We start from the raw sequence: 20,282 nt of genomic DNA, 5'->3' as shown, positions 1-20,282 counted from the left end.
AAAATCCCTGCATGCAATTAGTGGAAACTGCTTTCATCTACCCCCAAGTGGGGCGGGCGGTGCACGACAGATGGGCTGAACTACGATGGGGAACATGACTGAGAAAACTTCCGACGTCCGCGTACGTTTCTGCCCTTCACCGACTGGCACGCCCCACGTGGGCATGGTCCGCACGGCCCTGTTCAACTGGGCTTATGCCCGGCACACCGGGGGCAAGCTCATCTTCCGCATCGAGGACACTGATGCCGCTCGCGACTCCGAGGAGTCCTACCAGGCCATCATTGACTCCCTGACCTGGCTCGGCTTGGGTTGGGACGAAGGTGTCAACGTTGGTGGCCCTGATGAGCCCTACCGCCAGTCCCAACGTATGGATATCTACGCCGATGTCCTGCAGAAGCTCAAGGATGGCGGATACGTCTACCCGGCATACTCCACCAACGAGGAGGTCCAGGAGCGCCACAAGGCGGCCGGCCGCGACCCGCAGCTGGGCTACGACAACTTTGACCGCGACCTCACCCAGGAGCAGATTGATGTTTTTGAGGCGGAAGGGCGCAAACCGGTGTGGCGCCTGCGCATGCCGGATAAGGATTGGTCCTGGACGGACCTGGTTCGCGGCGACATGACCTTCAAGTCGGAGACCCAGCCGGACTATGTCGTGGCCCGCTCCAATGGTGCCCCGCTCTACACCTTGGTTAACCCGGTTGATGACGCGCTGATGGGCGTGACCCACGTCCTGCGCGGTGAGGATCTGTTGTCTTCCACGCCGCGCCAGCTTGCCCTCTATGAGGCACTCATCGAACTGGGGATTGCTAAGCAGACCCCGGAGTTTGGCCACCTGCCTTTCGTGATGGGTGAGGGCAACAAGAAGCTCTCCAAGCGCGATCCGCAGTCCAATCTGTTCAATCACCGCGACAACGGCATTATCCCGGAGGGCATGCTCAATTACCTGTCCCTTCTGGGCTGGTCGCTGTCTGCGGATCAGGATATCTTCTCGGTGGATGAGCTCATTGCCAACTTCGATGTGCACGACGTGCTGGGTAACCCGGCCCGCTTCGACCAGAAGAAGTTGGAGGCCATCAACGCCGATCATATTCGTCTGCTTAAGCCGGAAGATTTTGCGCAGCGCCTTCGCGAGTACCTGAGCGAGTACACCGACTTCCCGGCAGATTACCCGGGGGAGAAGTTCGCTTTCATCGCAGACCTGGTGCAGACCCGCATCAAGACCCTTTCGGATGCCTATGGCCTCATGTCCTTCCTCACCACTCCGGATGCGGAGTTGAAGCTCGATGAGAAGGCCGCGAAGAAGAATCTCAAGGATGACGCCGTGCAGCCGCTCGAGGTCTCTATTGCCAAGCTGGAAGAGCTCGGGGAGTGGAAGACTGAGGAGATTGAGAAGGTTCTCTCCGCCGCGCTTATCGACGACCTCGGGCTCAAACCCCGCAAGGCCTACGGTGCCCTGCGTGTAGCCATCTCCGGTCAGCAGGTTTCCCCTCCGCTGTTTGAGTCCATGGAGCTGCTGGGCAAGGAGTCCACCTTGGCGCGCCTCAAGGCGGCTTTGGCCGTTACGCCGTGGAGTGCTGAGTAACAGCACGGAAGCAGTCTCACAGGGCTGTAATTTCGGGGCGCTAGGGTTGTGGCCCAGCGCCCCGAAAATCACTTCTAGCCTGGCGATTTGTGTGGATTGGTAGTGCTGGATATAGTTATAAACCGTTGCAGCGAGCGGCGAGGGGAAATTCCCAAGCACGTTCACCGCAATAATGGCCTATGGTGTAATTGGCAACACAACGGTTTCTGGTACCGTCATTCTAGGTTCGAGTCCTGGTAGGCCAGCAGTGAAAACTGTACAAAGCACTACGGTGCTTTGTGAACAGTGGTCACAGTTCTATGCCCCGTTCGTCTAGCGGCCTAGGACGCCGGCCTCTCACGCCGGTAACACGGGTTCAAATCCCGTACGGGGTACCACGTAGGGTGGCAAGCATGTAGTGCTTGTCACTTTTTCTTTTTCTGCTTTAGTATCGGCTTCATGCACTTCTACATCGTTCATGGCTATCAGGCCAGCCCCGAGAGTCACTGGTTTCCGTGGTTAGAGCAGCAGTTGACCGCCGATGGTCACAGGGTTAATACCATTGCGCTGCCGAACCCACATCAACCGAAGATCGACGAGTGGGGAGAGTCTATACGCAGAGAAATCGGTCGTCCGGACTCCGATACCTGCATTATCACGCATAGCCTGGGTGGCATCGCGGCGCTGCACCATCTCACGGCACAGGGAGGCGAGTGGGAACTTCCCGGGCTCTTTATCGTCTCTGGGTTCGTGGAAAAGCTTCGCGTTATTCCAGAACTCGACGAGTTCATTGGCCAAGCACATGTCGACCTGCCTGCTATCAAGCCCCACATTGCTCATTCAGAGGTCTTCCTGTCCACTAACGATATCCTCGTGGACCCAGACTTAACGCAGCAGCTTGCCGACGCCCTCTCGGCCACCCCCATCACCATCCACGATGCGGGGCATTTCCTCGAAAGCGATGGCTATACCGAATTTCCACAGTTGGAGGAGCGCCTCACGCAGTGGCTGCGCGGTCTATAGGCCCTTGGTCATTGCTTTGAGTGCCTCCACGTGCTGTGTGTAGGCCCGAGTCCCTGCCTCAGTAAGCGTGACCCACACGGTATCCTTCGCGCGCGTGGAGCCGTACTCGCGCGTACGGCTTACGTACCCGTTGTTCTCGAGATGCTTCAACTGCTTCGACAGCGTATCGGCGGGAAGTTCCGTGAGGTCAGCAAGCAGACTGTACTTCATCTGAAGGCCGGCAGTTGCGCCTGCGGAGAATAGCGTGGCGCAGATTTTGAGCCGATTAATGGGATGGATAATCGGATCCAGTTCGGCTGGACGGTGCGTAGATTCCTTAGGCATTGACGCCCTTTACGGCGGCATTACGGTTCTCATACAGCATCCACGCCGTTGCCGCAGAGACAATTGCGCCGCAGACCACCATCCACGGCCATGAGTCCGGAGTTGGGGTGGTGGACATGATCATTGCACCGGGCAGCAGTACCCGTGACCAGGTCGCACGGTCGTTACTTGGCCCCATATTCGGATCGGGGCGCACGAATGGGTTCGCAATCTTGTCCTTGAGGAGATAGCCCAGAATAAAGGTCGGTACGAGAACTGCGAGGCCGTACCACCAGGACGCCTTAGTCACCGCGAGGCCACATCCGATGCCGAGCGCGACAAGCGCAACCGCCCACGGACTTTGAGTCCAGGCGGTGCGTTTCTGGGCTTCCTCAATGACTTTAAGATCATCGTTCATTGTTCATCTCACTTGCTTGGTTCATTTCACTTACTTGCCACTAGTGCAATACTAACGCTTGCAACTCATGCAAGTAAAGGCCTGAAGCGTTGATAAAGCATTGGAAAACTGTGGGAAAGAATGAGGGGGCGCTCTTGACTAAAGCGGGAAGTGGTCTTGTCGTGCCCCATACCGGTGAGGGGAGAACCTAGGGTCTTGGGGTGCGAAATTAAACACCAGGGGGCAAACCGGTGTCCAATTGGTCTAAGTGCTTCCGGTGTGCGTGCGCTGGGCTTACACTGCAGGTACAGGACATTTCCGGAAGAAAGGAGAGCGGATGGCGGAAGCTGAAAATCATCACTATCGCCGACGCGACTCTAGCAGATAGTACAAGGCGGCATCGCCATAATCCATAACTTCTTAAAGCCAACACTCGAGCGAAGTAGGAGCCTTGCACCACATGCTGTTAGCGCACGTGTCCTCCCGAACCTCCAGCGTTGCACACTAGTGTTCCGGCCTTAGCTGCCCACGGTAAGCCAGCGGAATAACCACTGATTCGATCCGTACCCAGGCCGAGAGAATTCAAGTAGTCACCGCAGCCACAACAGGGCAACGAGGTTCGGGATTTTATCTGTTTAAAAGTACTTTTACCTGCCGATTTGTGCAATCTTTCGGAGATCCTATAGTGTTTAGCAGGTCCGCAACGGACAGCTAAACGAGCCCCGTTCGTCTAGCGGCCTAGGACGCCGGCCTCTCACGCCGGTAACACGGGTTCAAATCCCGTACGGGGTACAACGAAAAGCGCTAAGCCATTCACGTGGCTTAGCGCTTTGTTGCTTTCCCGGCTTCTAGGGTTCTAGACAATCATGATTTCGGCGTTGTTGCCGCCGGTACAGCGGATGATCTCGTGGTCGTCGGTCCTGCAGGCAAGGTCGTAAGTTTGATGGGTCACCGGACTGGTGACGGAAATCTGTGGTGGAACGTATCCGCGAAGGTCTTCCAAAGAGCTGATAGTAAGACTCATGAGGTGGCCAGCGGTCGAGCGGGCAAAATCGCAGCTGGTATTTGGTCCTGCCAGGACGTAGGTGATGTTGTAGCCATCACCTGTCTGGCACATCGTGGCAGGGGTGCCAAAGACGTCGACCTTGGCGCCGTTAATCTGGTTCTCTGGAAGTTGCTCGTGTATGTGGTTGAGGGAACCTATACGTGCGGATTCAATCGTCTTCCTGCTTCCAGGTGGCATGACATAGTGTCCGGGCTCTACTCCCTGGAGGTGTGGAGGTGTCGTCTGTGGGGCCTGCTGCTGGGCTGCTTGGGGTTGTTGTGCGCCCTGCTGCTGCGCAGCTTGCGGTTGAGCGCCTGCTTGTCCTTCTGGCGCGGAGCCACCAGGAATGGTGGGTTCGGGGCCTGCAGGTACCTCGACGTGGGAATCGTCGTTAAGCGGCTTGAAAGCTGGGTAGGTGTTCTTGAATGATGGCTCTGCTGCCTCGGAGGTGGCTGGGGCAGTGGCTGGGGTGGCGGTCTCAGTGGTGGTAGAGGAGCAGCCAGTTGCGAGGAGGCCCGCGGTGGCTACGGCGGTCAGTGCCGTGAGGAATCGGCGTGCGGAGGAAGGGGTCTGTGAGGAAGTCATGGCCCCACACTAACGCCTGCCTAGCCATATGGTGTGGGAAAACGGGGAACGCTGCCCTGCTCAGCGGAGTGCTGTGGCGGGGCAGCGGGGGAAAAGTGACTGGGATTTAGTGATCGTCCCAGTGTCCGTCGTGGGCGGCGTGGCGGTGGCCATCGTGCAGGTAGTCCACGTGATCGCCGTGCGGGATAGCGACGTGGCCGCAGCCCTCGCCGTGCTCGTGGTCGTGATCCTCGTGAATGTGGTGCTCGGCCGTCTCGCACTCATCCCAGTGGCCCTCGTGTTCGCGGTGGATGTGGCCGTCGTGAACGTAGTCGATGTGATCGCCGTGCGGGAAAGCGACGTGGCCGCAGCCTTCACCGTGGGTGTGGGCGTGCTCTTCGTGGATGGTGTGGGTCATGACTTCTCCTTAGTGAGCCCGTGTGTTTTCAGTCTGTTTTCATTTAAGTGCTTTTTCATTAGGATTTCAATAGTGGGGGTAGTGGGGGTGCTACAGTAAATGCATGACGACGAAACTCACGCGTAGCCTGATGGCCGCTGCCGGCACTTTTGCTGTGTCAATTTCGGTATTGATTGCACCAGTTGCTACTGCTGATGCCACAGTTCGGATCGCGCAGGGGCAGAAGATCATCACCTCGGACGGCGCGGAATGCAGTGTCGGCTATGTTGAGCCAACTCGCGCTTGGACTTCGGCCCATTGTGGGCTCGATGGTGGGCAGGTTTATACCGATTCCGGTCAGCACGTAGGTACGTTGCGATGGTTTAAGCCGTCTGGCGCTGCAAGCCACGACTTGGCCTATATCCAATTTGCAGGTGGAACTTCTTCCGGGGGAAATCCACTGACGGGCGACGGGATGGCACCCCCACCCGGGGAGGGTGTCAACGTGTGTATGGATGGCCGCTACGCAGGACGCCACTGTGGGCCGACCGTGCGTGGTCCAGGAGTGTTTCCAGGGATGCACTACGCCGCAGGTTTTTCGCTTTCCCCTGGGGATAGTGGCGGGCCAGTGTCTATTGAAGGTCGCCCCGGAGTGGTGGGGATCTATCAGGGCATTACCGTGGTCAACCGCAATGGTCAGGACATGACCTTCTCTAACTATGCCCGCATGCCGCATGCGGATGAGCTCGCGCGATTGCCTCACCAAGGCTATGTGCCGCGTCGTCCGAATCGTGAACCAGCCAATGTGGTGCGATCGGTCCAGGAACGGGGAGAGGCCTTCTCATCTACGAGTAGTAAGGGCCCCGAAGGGCTGCGCGGACTTGCTGCTTACTTCGGCTTGAGTATGTAGGAGGACCTTCGGGCTCACTTAGGCGCTATCAGTGGAGAGTGCGTCGGTGAGGCGCTTGGCGGCGTCGACCAGCACGGGCGCAAACTTCTCCGCCGGGGAGGGGCGAAAGCGATCTGCTGAGCCTGACACGGAGAGGACGGCAATAAACGTCCCCGCGCCATCGAAGACGGGAGCAGACACGGAGGCGAGGTTAGACTCGCGCTCTTCGATGGATTCTGAATATCCATTCTCGCGTGCGAGCTCAACATCGCGCTCGCTGAAGAGGGCGTCGGCCACATGGGCGTCCCCAAACGCGGCGAAGATGCGTGCTGCCGAGCCAGAAGTGAGGGGTAGCTGGCGGCCAACGGGGACTACGTTGTGCAGGCCAAACTCCGGCTCGCGCGTGGCGATGCAGGTGCGTGTTGTGCCAGAGAGCTCGTAGAGTTGGACGGATTCACCGGTGGCCTCGAGGAGTTCCTCCATGATAGGGCCTGCGGTTTCGATGATGCGGTCTCGGTTTCCCGGCAGGGCAGGGCCCGCGCCCCACTTGCCGTCGGCGGTGCGGGTGAGGATGCGGTGTGCTTCCAGTGCGGTCGCCAGACGGTGGGCGGTGGCTCGTGGTAAACCTGTGGTCTCGCAGAGCTCGTTGAGTGTGGAGGGGTGGTTGGTTGCGGCCATCATGATTGCGACGGCGCGATCCAACACCTTTATTCCTGATACTGCGCTATACTCTCCCATACAATGAAATTTACGTCCCATTAATTGAGATTTCAAGTGGAGAGGCTTATGACTGAGAAACTGACACTGGCAGAGAAGGTGTGGCGTGACCACATCGTGCGCAAGGGCGAGAATGGGGAGCCAGATCTCCTCTTTATCGATTTCCAGCTCCTGCATGAAGTTACCAGCCCGCAGGCCTTTGATGGGTTGCGCCTGGCTGGACGCACGATGCGTCACCCAGAGCTGCACCTAGCCACCGAAGATCATAACGTTCCTACTGTGGGTATCAAGACCGGTAACCTGCTGGAGATTAAGGACGAGGTATCCCGTACCCAGGTCTCCACGCTGCGCAAGAACTGCGAGGAGTTTGGCTTACGACTGCATGCGATGGGTGACGAACAGCAGGGTATCGTGCACACCGTTGGCCCGCAGCTCGGTATTACCCAACCTGGCATGACCATCGTGTGCGGTGACTCTCACACCTCAACACACGGCGCGTTCGGCTCCATCGCGATGGGTATTGGTACCTCTGAAGTCGAACACGTCATGGCTACCCAGACGCTGTCACTGAAGCCTTTTAAGACCATGGCCATCGAGGTCTCCGGTGAGCTGGCTGAAGGAGTAACTGCCAAGGACTTGATTCTTGCCATTATTGCCCAGATCGGCACCGGCGGCGGCCAAGGCCACATTATTGAGTACCGCGGCGAGGCTATTCGAAAGATGTCGATGGAAGCTCGCATGACCATCTGCAACATGTCTATTGAGGCTGGCGCCCGTGCCGGAATGGTGGCACCAGATGAGACCACGTTTGAGTACGTCAAAGGCCGTGAGTTTGCCCCGAAGGGTAAAGACTGGGACGCTGCCGTGGAGTACTGGAAGACGCTGCCGACTGATGAAGGCGCTGAGTTCGATACCGTCGTGGAGATCGACGGCTCCGCGCTGACCCCGTTCGTTACCTGGGGAACTAACCCGGGGCAGGGCCTGCCGTTGAGCGCCTCAGTGCCGGATCCGGATTCCTTCGGCGATGAAGGTGAGAAGGCGGCGACCGAGAAGGCTCTGGCCTACATGGATCTCACTCCGGGCACTCCGCTGCGAGACATCCAGATCGACACCGTATTCCTCGGTTCCTGCACCAACGCGCGCATCGAGGACTTGCGCGCAGCCGCCGACGTGGTTAAGGGTCGAAGCATTGCGGCCAATACTCGCATGATGGTTGTGCCTTCCTCTGCTGTAGTTAAGGCCCAAGCTGAAGAAGAAGGTCTGAACAAGATCTTCACCGACTTTGGAGCGGAGTGGCGTACGGCTGGCTGTTCGATGTGTCTGGGCATGAACCCGGACCAGTTGAAACCGGGGGAACGGTCGGCGTCGACAAGCAACCGCAACTTCGAAGGCCGACAGGGCCCTGGCGGGCGTACCCATCTCGTGTCGCCAGCTGTTGCAGCAGCCACCGCGGTTCTGGGACACCTGGCGTCACCGGCAGACATCGACGCCTAAGCGGGGTCGAGGAAGTACAAAGAAGAAACGGAGAAGCAGAAGACAATGGACAAGTTTGTAAACCACACCGGCGTTGGTGTTCCGCTGCGCGCTTCGAACGTGGATACAGATCAGATTATTCCGGCTCGCTACCTCAAGTCCGTCAAGCGTACGGGTTTTGCTGAGGGGCTGTTCTCAAATTGGCGCTCGGATGAGAACTTTGTGCTCAACCAGCCACAATTCAAGGATGGTTCAGTCCTCTTCGCCGGTCCAGATTTCGGCACGGGCTCCTCCCGCGAGCACGCAGTCTGGGCGCTGGCGGAGTACGGTTTCAAGGCCGTATTCTCCTCGCGCTTTGCTGATATCTTCCGCGGCAACTCCGGCAAAGCCGGGCTGTTGACCGGTTTGATGGCACAGGAGGATATTGAGCTTATTTGGAAGCAGTTGGAAGCCGGTGAAACTCAGGTGAGCGTTGATCTTGAGGCACGCACCGTGACCGTGGGCAGCAACAGCTATACGTTCGACATCGATGACTACACTCGTTGGCGCCTCATGGAAGGCCTCGACGATATTGGCCTTACCCTGCGTAACGAGGCGGACATTGAAGCTTTCGAAGCTGGCCGTCTCTCGTTCAAGCCGAAAGTTGGCGCACAATAATGGTCGGCATCGCGTGAGAATGTGTAAATATCGTTAACCCCTTCTGAGGTAGGAAAGGGGTGGTATTCCCCGTCTCATATGGCACCCCTAACAGGGTGCCGTTAGTGTTTTCCGCATGACCAACCCTTTTGATAGCAATAGAGACCCGTCCAGCGATCAGCACGGCGGAAACAACGGCCCGAACAGCTCTGGAACCTATGGGTCCGGCAACGAGGCCTCCAATGGTGGAAATACCTATGGCTCCTATGGGTCCGACCAGAGTAGCTTTGGCAACAACGGCTACGGCGGAACTTCGTACGGGGAGAACTCCTACGGTGCCAGCCAGGGTATGTACGGTCAGGAGTACCAGGATCCCAACGGATACGGTCAGGGATACCAGCAGCAAGATGGCTATGGCGCAGGCTACCAACAGCAAGGTGGCTATGGCGCGGGTTACCAGCAGCAAGGTGGCCTGACCGTCTCGCCGGTCGACGCCATGGATTCCATCGGTCAGGCGTTCAAGGGCTATTTCAAGCAGCCTATGCCTGGTGCTTTGGCTGTTTTAACTTACTACGCAATCGTGGCCCTTGGTGCTTTTCTGCTCATTATGGTCCTGAGCTTAGGTGCTGCGTCTACTTCCGCGACGTCGTATGACCCAGCGACTGACACCTTTTCCGACGGCGGCGCTGCGGGCCTTGGGGCATTGAGCATTCTCGCTATGGTCGTTGTTTACCTCTTGATGATTCTTCTCAATGCTTGGATGTATGCCGGCTGCGTCTCCGCCTCATGCAAGATTGCTAATGGGCAAAATGTCTCTTTCGGCGACTACTTTAAGGGTGGCAACGTCAAGGGTATTTTCGGTGTGCATATCTGCTACATCATTGCCGTTATTATCGGTACCTTTACCATCGTTCTGGGCATCGTGGCGGCCGTGCTTTTCTGGGCGGCACCGGTGATCAAAGCTGAAGACCCCGAAAAGAGCATTGGTGAGTGCTTCAAAGAATCGAAGAACCTTGTCGTGAATAACTTCGGTCAAATGTTCCTTTTCTACCTCGTGTTCACGATCTTGGTGAACTTGTTCATGTTGATTCCCATTGTTGGAATACTCTGTGCTCCTCCGCTCATGAGCTTGGGACATGTCCTTTTCTTGCGCACCGTGCGCAAGCGTCCGGCCATGCGCTGGGCCTAGTATCTGGATTGTGTGACAGGGGCGTGCGTCAAAGACGGCGCCCCTTTCGTCGTGGGCGGAATGACTTCACCTGCGTTGTGTGGGGAATAGACCCCTGTTATTGCCGAGATGGAGGGCACTTCAGCGCGCCGACACCGAAACTCCCTATAGACTCCAGTGCATGACCAACCCATATGAAGGATTTGACGGGCCATCCGGGTACGCCGGGAATGGCGGATTCGGAGGCTCCTCCAGCCCCAACATGGGGCCACACATCTGGTTATGGAGCGCAGGGAGGAGGGGTGCCGCCCTACTCAGGGCACGGTGGCCCCTATCAGCCGGGGCCCTATGGGGGTGGAAACTACTCGGGCTCCTATGGGAACCACTTCAACGCAACCGGCCCGTATCAACAAGGGCCATGGCCGCAGCAGCCCCCAGTGATGATGGGGGTGCCGCAGGCAGAGCCCGGTTATATTATTGGGCAATCTTTTAAAGCCTTTGGGGATGCTGCTGCGGAGTGGATCGTTGGTGTCCTTGCCCATCTGGGCATACTTACTGCAGTCTATTTTGCGGTCAATTTTGCCATGATGGCGGTGTCCTTCATCGGCGCCATTGTTATGGGCAGCTTTTCCTCAACCGCGGCCTCTGAGCCTTTGAATTTTGCGGGCGTCGTCGCCTTGCTGCTGACGTTCGGCGCAATCTTTGGTTGCGTGTTTGCCTGCATGTTGTGGATGCAGGCAAACTTTTGCCATGCCGCCAATAAGGCGATGGACGGTGAAAAACTCACTTTCGGAGACTTCTTTCAGTTCAAATCCGTCGCTGGTCTGATGAAGGTCTTTCTGTGCGTTGGACTTATTGTCACCGTGGGCTTTGTGCTCATCATCCCCGGCATTATTGCGATGGTGCTGTTCTGGGCAGCACCGGTCATTAAGGCCAAAGAACCCTCCCTTTCTGTGGGGCAGTGCCTGAGCCTGTCCCAACAGATGGTGCGCCAGAACTTCGGTACCTCCTTGGGCATTGTCGTTCTGCTCGGGTTGATACAGTTCGCCTTCTCGCTGATGCCGTTGATCGGCTTCATCCCCGCCTTTCCCATTACAGCGTTGGGTTACGCGATTGCCGCTCGTGCCTTCTCACAGCAGCAGTGCAGGCTGTGGCCATAATCGTGAGGGCGGCGGAGGCATGAGCCAAAAGACGGAATGCCTCCCCGTGAGTAACCCTTCCAGCGAGTAGTTAGCGAACTGGTGTGATGTCTAGCGACTTTTTGGACACGGAGTCCAGGATGTTTTTGGACGGGATGTCTAGTGGCTTTTTGGACGTTTGCGGCGGTGGAATAGCCGAATGGCTATTCCATTGCATAAGCGTAGAAAGGTCGCAGATTTCGATCCCGTTCGTGACGGCAAGACGGTCACACAGTTTTGCAAAGAATTAGGAATCTCGCGGCAGACGTACCACAACATCAAAAGCCGGATAGCGCAGAAGGGTCGCGCAGGTATTGTGCCTGATTCGACTGCCCCGAAGAATCCGATTAAGAAATTTAACGAGGCCGATAAAATCGCAGTCGTCCACGCCAGGCAGGAGTTGATGGAGCAAGGCTTGGATTATGGGCCTTGGTCGATCTACTACTTCTTGTTTGACACTGTAGGCCCAGATTCCACACCGTCGCGTTCTACAATCGCCTCGTGGCTTCATGAGCTGGGATTTGTTGATGCCAATGCCCGCAAACGCCCCCGCAGCTCCTATAAGCGCTTCGCCCGTGATCTCGTCGGTGAACTCTGGCAAATCGATGGACTGGTCTACCGCCTCTTTGACCATGCCCACACACATGTCACGATTTACCAGATTATCGATGATGCCAGCAGATTCGATGTCGGAACCACAGCGTTCGCTCTGCCAGAAAACGGTACTGATTCCCGCGCCGCACTGGCCGCAGCGTTCGCCGCCTACGGCAAACCTCAAGAAATCCTTTCCGACAATGGCGATGCGTTCGCCACCTATCACCGTGGTTTTCTCTCTGCTACTGAAACTTGGCTCGCTAGCCAAGGTGTACTTGCTATTGCTGGTTTCGCCCCGACAACCCAGGGAAAAGACGAACGCTCTCACCGCACGTTGACCCAGTTCCTCGATGCACGCCACCCAGTCAGCCTTGCTGAGGTCAACACCTACCTGGCCGAATATCGCCAGGTCTACAACGAACGACGACGGCACCAATCACTGCTGGTCGGCAAAATGCACATCACACCACGCCAGGCCTTCGATACCTTCCCCAAGGCACCATCACCTACACATCCACTCGATCCCGAGCAGGTCTGGGCCCGCGTAGTCGCTTATAACCAAGCGCACAATCCACAAGCTGTATCCGAAATGCTAAACGGCCCCGCGGAAGCGGCAACTTCACACGAGGCCTGCACCGATGACATGGCAGCTTTGCAAGGCATACCTCCCACCGATACCCCCACACTAACGGCGCCGACAACAAATTCAACAAACCATTGGGGTATCCCAGACCAGCTCTGCGTAAGCAAAGACGGCGTTGTACGCGTGTGCGGCTTCGGTCTCTACATTGGTCTGAGGTTTAAAAACCGCAGACTCTACTCCACAGTCACAGCCGAAAACGTTGCGGAGTTCTACACGGCCCATGACGGTGAATTCCTCTTCAGCGTGCCACTGCCGATCACGTTGAGCCACAGACCACCAGGTGGCCAGATCAACATCAACCTCGTTGAAGGAATGAAACACCGCCAACCACCGCGGATGAACCCGAAACTATCCAAACCCCGGCCGAAACGCAGGCCACAACCATAAACCGCTAGAAGTGTCCAAGACCTCCATGGATTCCGTGTCCAAAAAGACACCGGACTCCATGTCCAAAAACCCTATGGACATAACATAGTTAGCGAACTGGTAGTGGGCTAGCTAGGTAGTCCGCGCCGGTGAGCTCGCCATCGTTGAAGGACAGAACCCAGACCGAGGCTTTCTTAAACTTCAGCTCCTCAATCGGAGTGGTGATGAACTTCGGGGCGTAGGACTCGATGATGCCGGGGATGGTGAGTCCCTGGCTGACAATGACGGGGACTCCGCCGCCGTCGACGACGCGCTGAAAAGCCGCGCGCGCGACATCGGGATTGGCATCAAATACTTCATCGCCGAAGGCCTTGTTGATGGCAATGTCCATCCCCAGCTCATCAGCAAGCGGAGCAGCAGTCTGCTGACAGCGCTGCGGAAGGGCGCAGTAGATGGCCGTGGGATGATACGGGGTAAGCATAGGCACGAGCATCTCTGCTTGGCGGAGGCCCTTCTTATCGAGCGGGCGCAAGTTATCGTCGCCCTCCCAGGAACGGCGCTGATGGGCATGGGCATGGCGAACGTAGAGCACGCGCGTCGTGGGTGCCAAGCGCAGGCGCTTCTGAGCTTTAGCAAGGACCTGCGTGTCCACTTCGTAGGAGAGTAGTTCGCAGGCTTCATCAATCTTCATCCAACGCAGCTCATCGGTCTCATCGTTGGGAGTGTAGGTGCCCTCCAGTACGCGAGCCATCCAGTAGTACACCACCTTTGTACGGCCTTGGACCGGGTAGGCTACCTTGCCAATGAGCTTGCCCAGACGCACCGTGTAACCCGTCTCCTCAAGGATTTCGCGCGCTGCTGTTGTGGGAAGAGACTCGCCCGGGTCAACCTTTCCCTTGGGCAAGGACCAGTCGTCATACCGCGGGCGGTGAATGAGGGCGACCTCCGGATCTTGCGGATCGCCACGCCACAAAACGGCACCGGCAGCGAGAGTGGTGCGCTTGAACTCATCGGCCGGATCCTCAGGAACCTCCTGGTGACGGCCGGAAATAAACACCTCCGACTGAACGTCCTTGTCCGTTTCGTGCATGTTTTTTGCCTTGGGCATGCTGCTCCTTCAAACGCCGGTGTTTTTCGCGTATTCCATTTTCCTCCACTGACTACAATGATGCAGTCTTACGCGCCGAACGTGCTCTAAAGCGGACCGTGCTTTAATGGTGAAAACCGACAAACCTGTTCTAAAAGTGAGGTAGCACATGGTTAATGTGGCTGTCATGGGAGCTGGATCGTGGGGAACCACGCTGGCCAAAGTCTTTGCGGACGCCGGGAACGAGGTCCGTCTGTGGGCACGCCGTGAGGAGCTGGCCGCAGCTATTAATACCCGCCACGAGAATCCTGACTACTTGCCGGACCTGCCACTGCCCGAGAGCATCGAGGCAACGACGGATCCCGCACAGGCATTGAGCGGTGCGTCCATTGTGATTTTCGGCGTGCCTTCCCAGACCTTGCGTAGCAACCTGACAACCTGGGCGCCCAAGTTGCCTAAAGACGCCACGCTGGTCTCCATCTCCAAGGGTGTGGAGAAGGAAACGCTGAACCTGATGAGTGAGGTCATCGCCGACGCCGCAGGCGTAGAAGAAGACCGTATCGCCGTACTCTCTGGGCCGAACCTGGCCAAAGAGGTGGCCCAGGAGCAACCAGCCGCTACCGTTATTGCCTGTACCGACGAGAACCGTGCACAGGAAGTCCAGCACGCGGCCGCAGCGCCGTACTTCCGCCCTTATACGAACACCGATGTCATCGGTGCAGAAATCGGCGGTGCCTGCAAGAACGTCATCGCCCTCGCCTGCGGTATGGCCTCCGGCAAAGGATTGGGCAATAACACCATGGCCACCATCATCACCCGCGGCTTGGCAGAGATAACGCGCCTTGGCGTGGAGCTGGGAGCAGATCCCTTTACGTTCTCCGGGCTGGCTGGAATGGGTGACCTTGTGGCCACGTGTAGCTCGACGCTCTCGCGTAACCGCACCTTCGGCTACCGCCTGGGCCAGGGCGGGACATTGGAGGAAGCCAAGGCGGCCACTAACGGTCAGGTAGCGGAAGGCGTGATTTCCTCTGACTCGATTTTCCGCCTTGCGCAGCGCGCGGGTGTCGAGATGCCGATTACCCAGGCCGTCTATGGCGTGTGCCATCGAGGGGTCAGTGTGGACGACATGATCGTGGCTCTGATGGGTCGCACCAAGAAGGCAGAGTAAAGCCGAGTAAAGTTGCCGGGTATGACTGAAGCGAAACCTGTGCGCGTGGCCGTTGTGTACGGTGGGCGCAGCTCCGAGCACTCGGTGTCCTGCATTTCTGCTGGTGCCATCATGGAGCACCTCGATCCGGCGAAGTATGACGTTGTGCCCATCGGTATTACCCGTGAAGGTACGTGGACCCAGGGCACTCGTGAGGGGCTTGAGACTGTCAACGGACGCATGCCGGAGGTCGAGCTCCACGATGAGCTTGCGCTGTCTCTTAATCCGGCCACCCGTGGTCGCATCCACAATGTCACCCGCCACGAGCATTACACCGAGGTCGATGTCATCGTGCCGGTCCTTCACGGGCCTTTCGGCGAGGACGGCACGGTGCAGGGCCTCTTCGAGCTTTCGGGCATTCCCTACGTGGGTGCCGGAGTGTTGGCTTCGGCCGTAGGTATGGACAAGGAATTCACCAAGAAACTCCTCGTGGCTGAGGGCTTGCCCGTGGCACCGCAGGTGGTACTTACTGGAGAAACGGCGCTGGACGACGTCCAAAAAGACCGCCTCGGCCTTCCCGTCTTTGTGAAGCCAGCACGTGGTGGTTCCTCCATCGGGGTCTCCAAGGTCTCGGCCTGGGAGGATTTTGAGGCAGCTGTGAAGCTGGCCTACGAATCTGACGATAAGGTGCTCGTGGAGCCTGAAATCTGCGGCGCCGAAGTCGAAGTCGGCGTACTTGAGCACCCGGATGGAACCCTTCAAGCGTCCGTCCCGGCCAAGCTATTGGGGACCACCGAGTCCGAGGAAGGCTTCTATGGCTTCGATGCGAAGTACCTCGATGAAGGTGTCTCCGCTGAAATTCCCGCGCCACTGAGCGAGGAACTTACCTCCGAAATCCGCGAGCGCGCTATTGAGGCCTTCCGCGCGCTAGGTGCGGCAGGTCTGTCCCGCGTAGATTTCTTCATCACCGAAGACACCTACTACATCAACGAGGTCAATACCTTCCCGGGCTTCACCCCGATTTCAATGTACCCGCAAGTGTTCGCCGCAGGCGGTGTGAGCTATGCGGAGCTTCTCGATACGCTGATTCGCACTGCGCTGTCGCGCGGTTGATGCCCCGCGCCTAGCTTTGCTCCGGCGTGGCCTTGGCAAGGGCGTCGCTAAGCCGCACCAGTGCTGAGTTCGCCGCATCCTGCGGAGCAGAAAGTGCGAGGTCTTCGGCGCGTCCCAAGGCGAACCAGGTGCCGGCCGTCGTGCCCTCGCCCAAGGTTGTGTCCTCAAACCACGGCACTTCGTTGACTTGCTGCAGCTGCGCACCGGCAGCGTAATTCTCTGGGGCGGCTACACCACAGCGCACGACGATCTCCTCGCGGCCCGGCGCGCTAAAGACCCACGTGTTGTCATCGCCCACGTCCTCGCGGCGTGTGTAGCCCTCCGCGAGAGATTCTGGCAGTGCCGCCTCAAGGTCCGGGCACATGGAATCCGGACCGGACGCAAGCTTCGACAGCGGGGCAGGGTTTGGCTGTAGGGATTCCTGGGGGAGGGACGAGAGGGCGTCGTCAAGCCCCTGCGGTGCCTTGTCACCTGTGGTCGTCACCGCGATAGCAGGGCTGCGCTTAGTGGTGTACCAGGTGGTGAGATGAGAACCTGGGGTGGCGTCGATGACCTGCAGCCAGGCCTCACCGTCGACGTCAGTGGTTTGTGAATACTCAGTGTATTGCTGCGGCAGGTCCACGCCGCACCGAAGAGTAACGCGCTCCTCGGAGGAGCTCGACCACGCGGCAGCGCCAGCTGGTGCGGGCTCGGCGAGCTCGGCACGAGGGTGGCCCAGAAGCTCGTCAGGAAGTGCTTCCACTAGCTGCGCACACTCGGGGGAGTCTGCAGCCTCAAAAGGCGTAGGAGGCAAGGCTACCGGCTGCTGCGCGGCGTTGGTGAAGACGAGCTTGGCGCCCAACAACACCGCAAACACCATGGCGATGGCTAGCCCGAGTGAGACGTAGATGGCGGTGCGGTTAAATTGGGTATCCATAGGGGCATATCCTAACCCCCGAAGCCAGAAAATTGAGAAGGAGGCGAATGGTTTGTCGCACACGCTCGAGCAAGCCGGGGAAAGGCATGTCATTCATGAGATCGTTGCCGCTGCGCCCAGCGCTCTTAACGGTGACGACGCGGCAGTGCTGTACCCAGCAGCACCCAACTCCCGCACTGTGGCGTCTACGGACATGATGGTCGAAGGCCGCCACTTCCGCCGCGACTGGTCCACAGCCTCGGAGGTGGGCCAGAAGGCGATTGTGCGCAATTTTGCCGATATTGAAGCCATGGGTGCGCGCCCCACTGCTGCCCTCCTCGCCATTGCGGCTCCTGGAGACACACCGGTGAGTTTTGTGCGCGGCATTGCGCAGGGAATTGCCGAGCGCTGCGCAGTGTATAACGCCGAGCTCGTCGGAGGTGATCTCACCCGCAGTGATCACTTCGTGCTCAACGTCACGGCGCTTGGTTCGCTAGGCGGCAGTGGCGCACCGTTGACCTTGGATAAGGCGCGCGCAGGTCAAACCCTCGTGGCACACGGCAAGATTGGATACTCTGCCGCCGGTTTGGCCTTGCTCGAGCGTTTCGGTCGGGCACTGCCGCAGGAACTAGAAGATCTGTGGCCGCTTGTCGACGCCCACTGCACCCCCACCCTCACCCCGGGGCGAGGCGTCATTGCGCGCGCTACCGGTTCGACCGCAATGACGGATAACTCTGATGGGCTGGTGCGCGATGTAGGACTGATGGCGCAGCGTTCGTCGGTGCACATCGACTTGGACCCGGCAGCTATTGCGCCTGACCCTCTTCTGGCTGCTGCCGGCGCGGTGCTGGACGTGGACCCATGGGAGTGGGTTCTCACCGGCGGTGAGGACCACACGTTGCTGGCCACGACGTGCAAGGCCGCTCCTTCTGGCTTCCGAAAAATAGGTACGGTCCTGCGTGGAACAGGCGTTACCGTGGGGGGCGATGAACCTCATTATAGCGGTGGTTGGGAGAGCTTTGCATGATTGATACCTCGCGTATCCACTATTCCTGGATGCCTCACATCCGTGAGGCGCTGGAGGAGAACCTTCCGAGCATTGAACAGCGCATTGGACAAAGTTATCTGCCTCCGGCTGAGGATGTTTTCGCGGCATTGTCTCTGCCAGCTGAGGAGGTCCGCGTACTCATCGTGGGCCAAGACCCGTATCCCACCCCGGGGCATGCGATGGGCCTGTCTTTCTCCACGAGACCAGGTGTGGCCGCGCCTCGTTCTTTGACGAATATCTACACTGAGCTCCACAACGACCTAGGGATTCAAGGCCGCGAGGACGGGGACCTACGCGCCTGGTTCAACCAGGGTGTGCTGTTGCTCAACCGAGTTCTCACCGTGGCGCCTGGTCAGGCAGGATCGCACCGACGCATTGGCTGGGAGCCGATCACGGAAGCCGCTATTCGGGCGCTGGCGGGCCGTGACATTGTCGCCATCCTGTGGGGACGCGATGCACAAAGCTGCCAAGCTTTTCTTCCTGACACCGAGTGCATTACCTCATCGCATCCTTCACCGTTGTCAGCACGGCGCGGATTCTTCGGTTCGAAGCCCTTCTCCCGCGCCAATGCCGCCCTTGAGGCCCGCGGCGTCACGCCCGTGGACTGGCGCTTGTAAACTAGCCCACATGTCGTATCCCGCCGAGTTGGACGCGCGCGGCCTGCATGCCTGGGCAGCGCGCACCGTGGAGGAACTCACACGCCGTCGCGCAGAGATTAACGCGCTCAACGTGTTTCCCGTCCCCGATTCCGATACCGGATCCAACATGGCACACACCATGGAGGCCGCCCTGGCGGAGGCGGATAAAGGCGAGATGGACGTGGCCGAGGCGCTGGCGCTGGGATCCGTGCGGGGAGCGCGTGGCAACTCAGGCATGGTGCTCTCGCAGGTTTTGCGCGGCGTAGCAGAGGCGACGACGGAGTCGCGAGTGGATGGCGTTGTCCTAGCCGCCGCCCTCACGCACGCCGTCGACCTCGTCGACCGCGCCCTCGCGGCTCCCGTGGAAGGCACCATCATTACCGTGTTGCGCGCTGCCAGTGACGCTGCGCGCGCTGCGGCTGAGAAGTCCGGTGCGCAGCTGCACGACATTCTTGTCTCGGCACTCGATGCTGCCCGGCGCGCACTTGCTGAAACCCCCTCGCAGCTGCCGGCTCTGCGCGAAGCGGGCGTCGTGGACGCCGGCGGTGCGGGGCTGGTGATCTTGTTGGAGTGTTTGCTGGCCCAGGTCACCGGCGAGGAACCGGATGTGCAGCCACTGAAATCCGGTGAGTGCAAGAACAGCCCGCGGCCCGGTTCCGAGACGGCTGGGACGGAGTTGCCTGGATCCGAGATCGAAGCCATTTTCTTCTATGAAGGCGATTTGGATGTGCTCCAAGAAAACTTGAGCTCCATGGGCAATAGCCTCGTCATTGCGCGCGCAACCGATGAATCTGCGAGCGTGCATATCCACAGTGCCGACGCCGGGGCGGTCATCGAAAGGGCCTATGCGCTGGGCAAGGTCAGTGACGTGAGGCTGGAAGCGCTACCGGCGGTAGAAAAGGCGGCGGAGGACACCGCAGGGGAGTCAGCGCGACGGATCTTCGCTGCCGTACCAGACGGTGCGGTCAGGGAGCTTTTTGAGAAGGTCGGGGTGCAGGTGGTCGAACCTGGCGTCACAGTGGACGAAGCTGTTGCGGGCGATCTTTTCCTGACCAATGGGTACGGAGGCGATGCGGGGAAAGCTAGCGTCATTCCCGCCGATTCTCTGGTAGCGGGCCTAGCGGCGATGTCCGTCTATGAGCCGAATAACCCGGATACTGCTGAGGTAGTAGCTGTCATGGGAGATGCGGCACGGTCCATGCGTGTGGGGCATCCAGCGGAAGAAACCGTGGACGCAGTCGAACAGGCTTCTCGGTCGCTGTTAGCCCATGGCGGTGAACAAGTCACCGTGCTCACAGCCCTCGAGGTGTCCGATGAGGAACTCGCTCACAGCCTGGGAGTGGACGTGGTCGTTGTACGCGTGCCGGGCACGTGCACTGAGATTGGAGTGGAATAGA

General features: G+C 58.6%; 20 protein-coding genes and 3 tRNA genes. 16 read left to right on the top strand and 7 right to left on the bottom strand.

Features of this window, described 5'->3' with window-relative positions; translation table 11 throughout:
• Positions 1–85 precede the first annotated feature (85 nt).
• From gltX to I6J72_RS05270, 4 genes are all read left to right on the top strand, one after another.
• Positions 86–1,585, top strand: a complete 1,500-nt coding sequence (gene gltX / locus I6J72_RS05285) for a glutamate--tRNA ligase (protein ID WP_204100164.1) — start codon at positions 86–88, stop codon at positions 1,583–1,585.
• A 173-nt stretch (positions 1,586–1,758) separates the two neighbouring features.
• A tRNA-Gln gene (locus I6J72_RS05280) sits at positions 1,759–1,830 on the top strand.
• A 56-nt stretch (positions 1,831–1,886) separates the two neighbouring features.
• Positions 1,887–1,962 (top strand) — tRNA-Glu (locus I6J72_RS05275).
• 61 nt (positions 1,963–2,023) lie between these two features.
• On the top strand, positions 2,024–2,587 hold the full coding sequence (locus I6J72_RS05270; protein ID WP_204100163.1) for an alpha/beta hydrolase: 564 nt from the start codon (positions 2,024–2,026) through the stop codon (positions 2,585–2,587).
• Here I6J72_RS05270 and I6J72_RS05265 read toward each other — a convergent pair.
• Both I6J72_RS05265 and I6J72_RS05260 read right to left on the bottom strand, forming a co-directional pair.
• A complete protein-coding gene (locus I6J72_RS05265) occupies positions 2,582–2,911 on the bottom strand; it encodes a transcriptional regulator (protein WP_070671058.1) in 330 nt (109 codons plus the stop codon). The genes I6J72_RS05270 and I6J72_RS05265 overlap by 6 nt on opposite strands.
• The gene (locus I6J72_RS05260; RefSeq protein ID WP_115021923.1) at positions 2,904–3,308 is read right to left on the bottom strand and encodes a hypothetical protein; all 405 of its coding nucleotides are present in this window, start codon (positions 3,306–3,308) and stop codon (positions 2,904–2,906) included. The genes I6J72_RS05265 and I6J72_RS05260 overlap by 8 nt, the downstream gene beginning before the upstream one ends.
• Before the next feature lie 698 nt (positions 3,309–4,006).
• Here I6J72_RS05260 and I6J72_RS05255 point away from each other — a divergent pair.
• Positions 4,007–4,079: transfer RNA gene (locus tag I6J72_RS05255), tRNA-Glu, on the top strand.
• A gap of 64 nt (positions 4,080–4,143) precedes the next feature.
• Here I6J72_RS05255 and I6J72_RS05250 read toward each other — a convergent pair.
• Positions 4,144–4,917 (bottom strand): hypothetical protein, encoded by a 774-nt coding sequence (locus I6J72_RS05250; protein ID WP_204100162.1) that lies wholly within the window; start codon positions 4,915–4,917, stop codon positions 4,144–4,146.
• A 106-nt stretch (positions 4,918–5,023) separates the two neighbouring features.
• Positions 5,024–5,314 (bottom strand): hypothetical protein, encoded by a 291-nt coding sequence (locus tag I6J72_RS05245; protein WP_039675153.1) that lies wholly within the window; start codon positions 5,312–5,314, stop codon positions 5,024–5,026.
• A gap of 103 nt (positions 5,315–5,417) precedes the next feature.
• Here I6J72_RS05245 and I6J72_RS05240 point away from each other — a divergent pair, with 103 nt between their 5' ends.
• The gene (locus tag I6J72_RS05240) at positions 5,418–6,203 is read left to right on the top strand and encodes a S1 family peptidase (protein ID WP_239107507.1); all 786 of its coding nucleotides are present in this window, start codon (positions 5,418–5,420) and stop codon (positions 6,201–6,203) included.
• A gap of 18 nt (positions 6,204–6,221) precedes the next feature.
• Here the strand turns inward: I6J72_RS05240 and I6J72_RS05235 are convergent, their stop codons facing one another.
• Positions 6,222–6,920 carry an IclR family transcriptional regulator gene (locus tag I6J72_RS05235; RefSeq protein ID WP_115021931.1) on the bottom strand — a complete coding sequence of 233 codons (699 nt, stop codon included), beginning with the start codon at positions 6,918–6,920 and terminating at the stop codon, positions 6,222–6,224.
• Between the two features lie 48 nt (positions 6,921–6,968).
• On the opposite strand from I6J72_RS05235, the gene leuC reads away from it, so the two are divergent.
• The 5 genes from leuC to I6J72_RS05210 all read left to right on the top strand — a co-directional run bounded on the left by leuC (position 6,969) and on the right by I6J72_RS05210 (position 12,978).
• Positions 6,969–8,393: a 3-isopropylmalate dehydratase large subunit gene (gene leuC, locus I6J72_RS05230; protein WP_204100161.1), complete on the top strand. Its 1,425-nt coding sequence runs from the start codon at positions 6,969–6,971 to the stop codon at positions 8,391–8,393.
• 45 nt (positions 8,394–8,438) lie between these two features.
• Positions 8,439–9,029 (top strand): 3-isopropylmalate dehydratase small subunit, encoded by a 591-nt coding sequence (leuD, locus tag I6J72_RS05225; RefSeq protein WP_204100160.1) that lies wholly within the window; start codon positions 8,439–8,441, stop codon positions 9,027–9,029.
• Positions 9,030–9,144: 115 nt separating this feature from the next.
• Positions 9,145–10,197, top strand: a complete 1,053-nt coding sequence (locus tag I6J72_RS05220) for a hypothetical protein (RefSeq protein WP_204100159.1) — start codon at positions 9,145–9,147, stop codon at positions 10,195–10,197.
• A gap of 416 nt (positions 10,198–10,613) precedes the next feature.
• The gene (locus tag I6J72_RS05215) at positions 10,614–11,336 is read left to right on the top strand and encodes a hypothetical protein (protein ID WP_204100158.1); all 723 of its coding nucleotides are present in this window, start codon (positions 10,614–10,616) and stop codon (positions 11,334–11,336) included.
• Between the two features lie 178 nt (positions 11,337–11,514).
• Positions 11,515–12,978, top strand: coding sequence for an integrase core domain-containing protein (locus I6J72_RS05210; protein ID WP_204099525.1), 1,464 nt, complete (start codon positions 11,515–11,517; stop codon positions 12,976–12,978).
• A gap of 88 nt (positions 12,979–13,066) precedes the next feature.
• Here I6J72_RS05210 and I6J72_RS05205 read toward each other — a convergent pair whose 3' ends face one another.
• On the bottom strand, positions 13,067–14,065 hold the full coding sequence (locus I6J72_RS05205) for a bifunctional NUDIX hydrolase/histidine phosphatase family protein (protein ID WP_239107506.1): 999 nt from the start codon (positions 14,063–14,065) through the stop codon (positions 13,067–13,069).
• A gap of 148 nt (positions 14,066–14,213) precedes the next feature.
• Here I6J72_RS05205 and I6J72_RS05200 point away from each other — a divergent pair, with 148 nt between their 5' ends.
• Complete coding sequence (locus tag I6J72_RS05200) at positions 14,214–15,212, top strand: NAD(P)H-dependent glycerol-3-phosphate dehydrogenase (RefSeq protein WP_070671081.1); 999 nt, start codon at positions 14,214–14,216, stop codon at positions 15,210–15,212.
• Positions 15,213–15,233: 21 nt separating this feature from the next.
• Positions 15,234–16,304 (top strand): D-alanine--D-alanine ligase family protein, encoded by a 1,071-nt coding sequence (locus I6J72_RS05195; RefSeq protein WP_115021941.1) that lies wholly within the window; start codon positions 15,234–15,236, stop codon positions 16,302–16,304.
• A 10-nt stretch (positions 16,305–16,314) separates the two neighbouring features.
• Here the strand turns inward: I6J72_RS05195 and I6J72_RS05190 are convergent, their stop codons facing one another.
• On the bottom strand, positions 16,315–17,220 hold the full coding sequence (locus tag I6J72_RS05190) for a DUF3515 domain-containing protein (protein WP_204100157.1): 906 nt from the start codon (positions 17,218–17,220) through the stop codon (positions 16,315–16,317).
• On the opposite strand from I6J72_RS05190, the gene I6J72_RS05185 reads away from it, so the two are divergent.
• The 3 genes from I6J72_RS05185 to I6J72_RS05175 are packed head-to-tail and all read left to right on the top strand — an operon-like array spanning position 17,192 to position 20,281.
• Entirely contained in the window at positions 17,192–18,226 is a 1,035-nt protein-coding gene (locus I6J72_RS05185) for a thiamine-phosphate kinase (protein WP_204100156.1), read from the top strand. The genes I6J72_RS05190 and I6J72_RS05185 overlap by 29 nt on opposite strands.
• A complete protein-coding gene (locus I6J72_RS05180) occupies positions 18,223–18,864 on the top strand; it encodes a uracil-DNA glycosylase (RefSeq protein ID WP_370552159.1) in 642 nt (213 codons plus the stop codon). The genes I6J72_RS05185 and I6J72_RS05180 overlap by 4 nt, the downstream gene beginning before the upstream one ends.
• A gap of 10 nt (positions 18,865–18,874) precedes the next feature.
• Positions 18,875–20,281: a DAK2 domain-containing protein gene (locus tag I6J72_RS05175; RefSeq protein ID WP_204100155.1), complete on the top strand. Its 1,407-nt coding sequence runs from the start codon at positions 18,875–18,877 to the stop codon at positions 20,279–20,281.
• The last annotated feature ends 1 nt before the right edge of the window (position 20,282 follow it).

This window comes from Corynebacterium sp. FDAARGOS 1242 (assembly GCF_016889985.1).
Lineage (GTDB): Bacteria > Actinomycetota > Actinomycetes > Mycobacteriales > Mycobacteriaceae > Corynebacterium > Corynebacterium minutissimum_B.
Note: the sequence above shows the minus strand (reverse complement) of the source record. Positions and strands in the feature narration are given on the sequence as shown.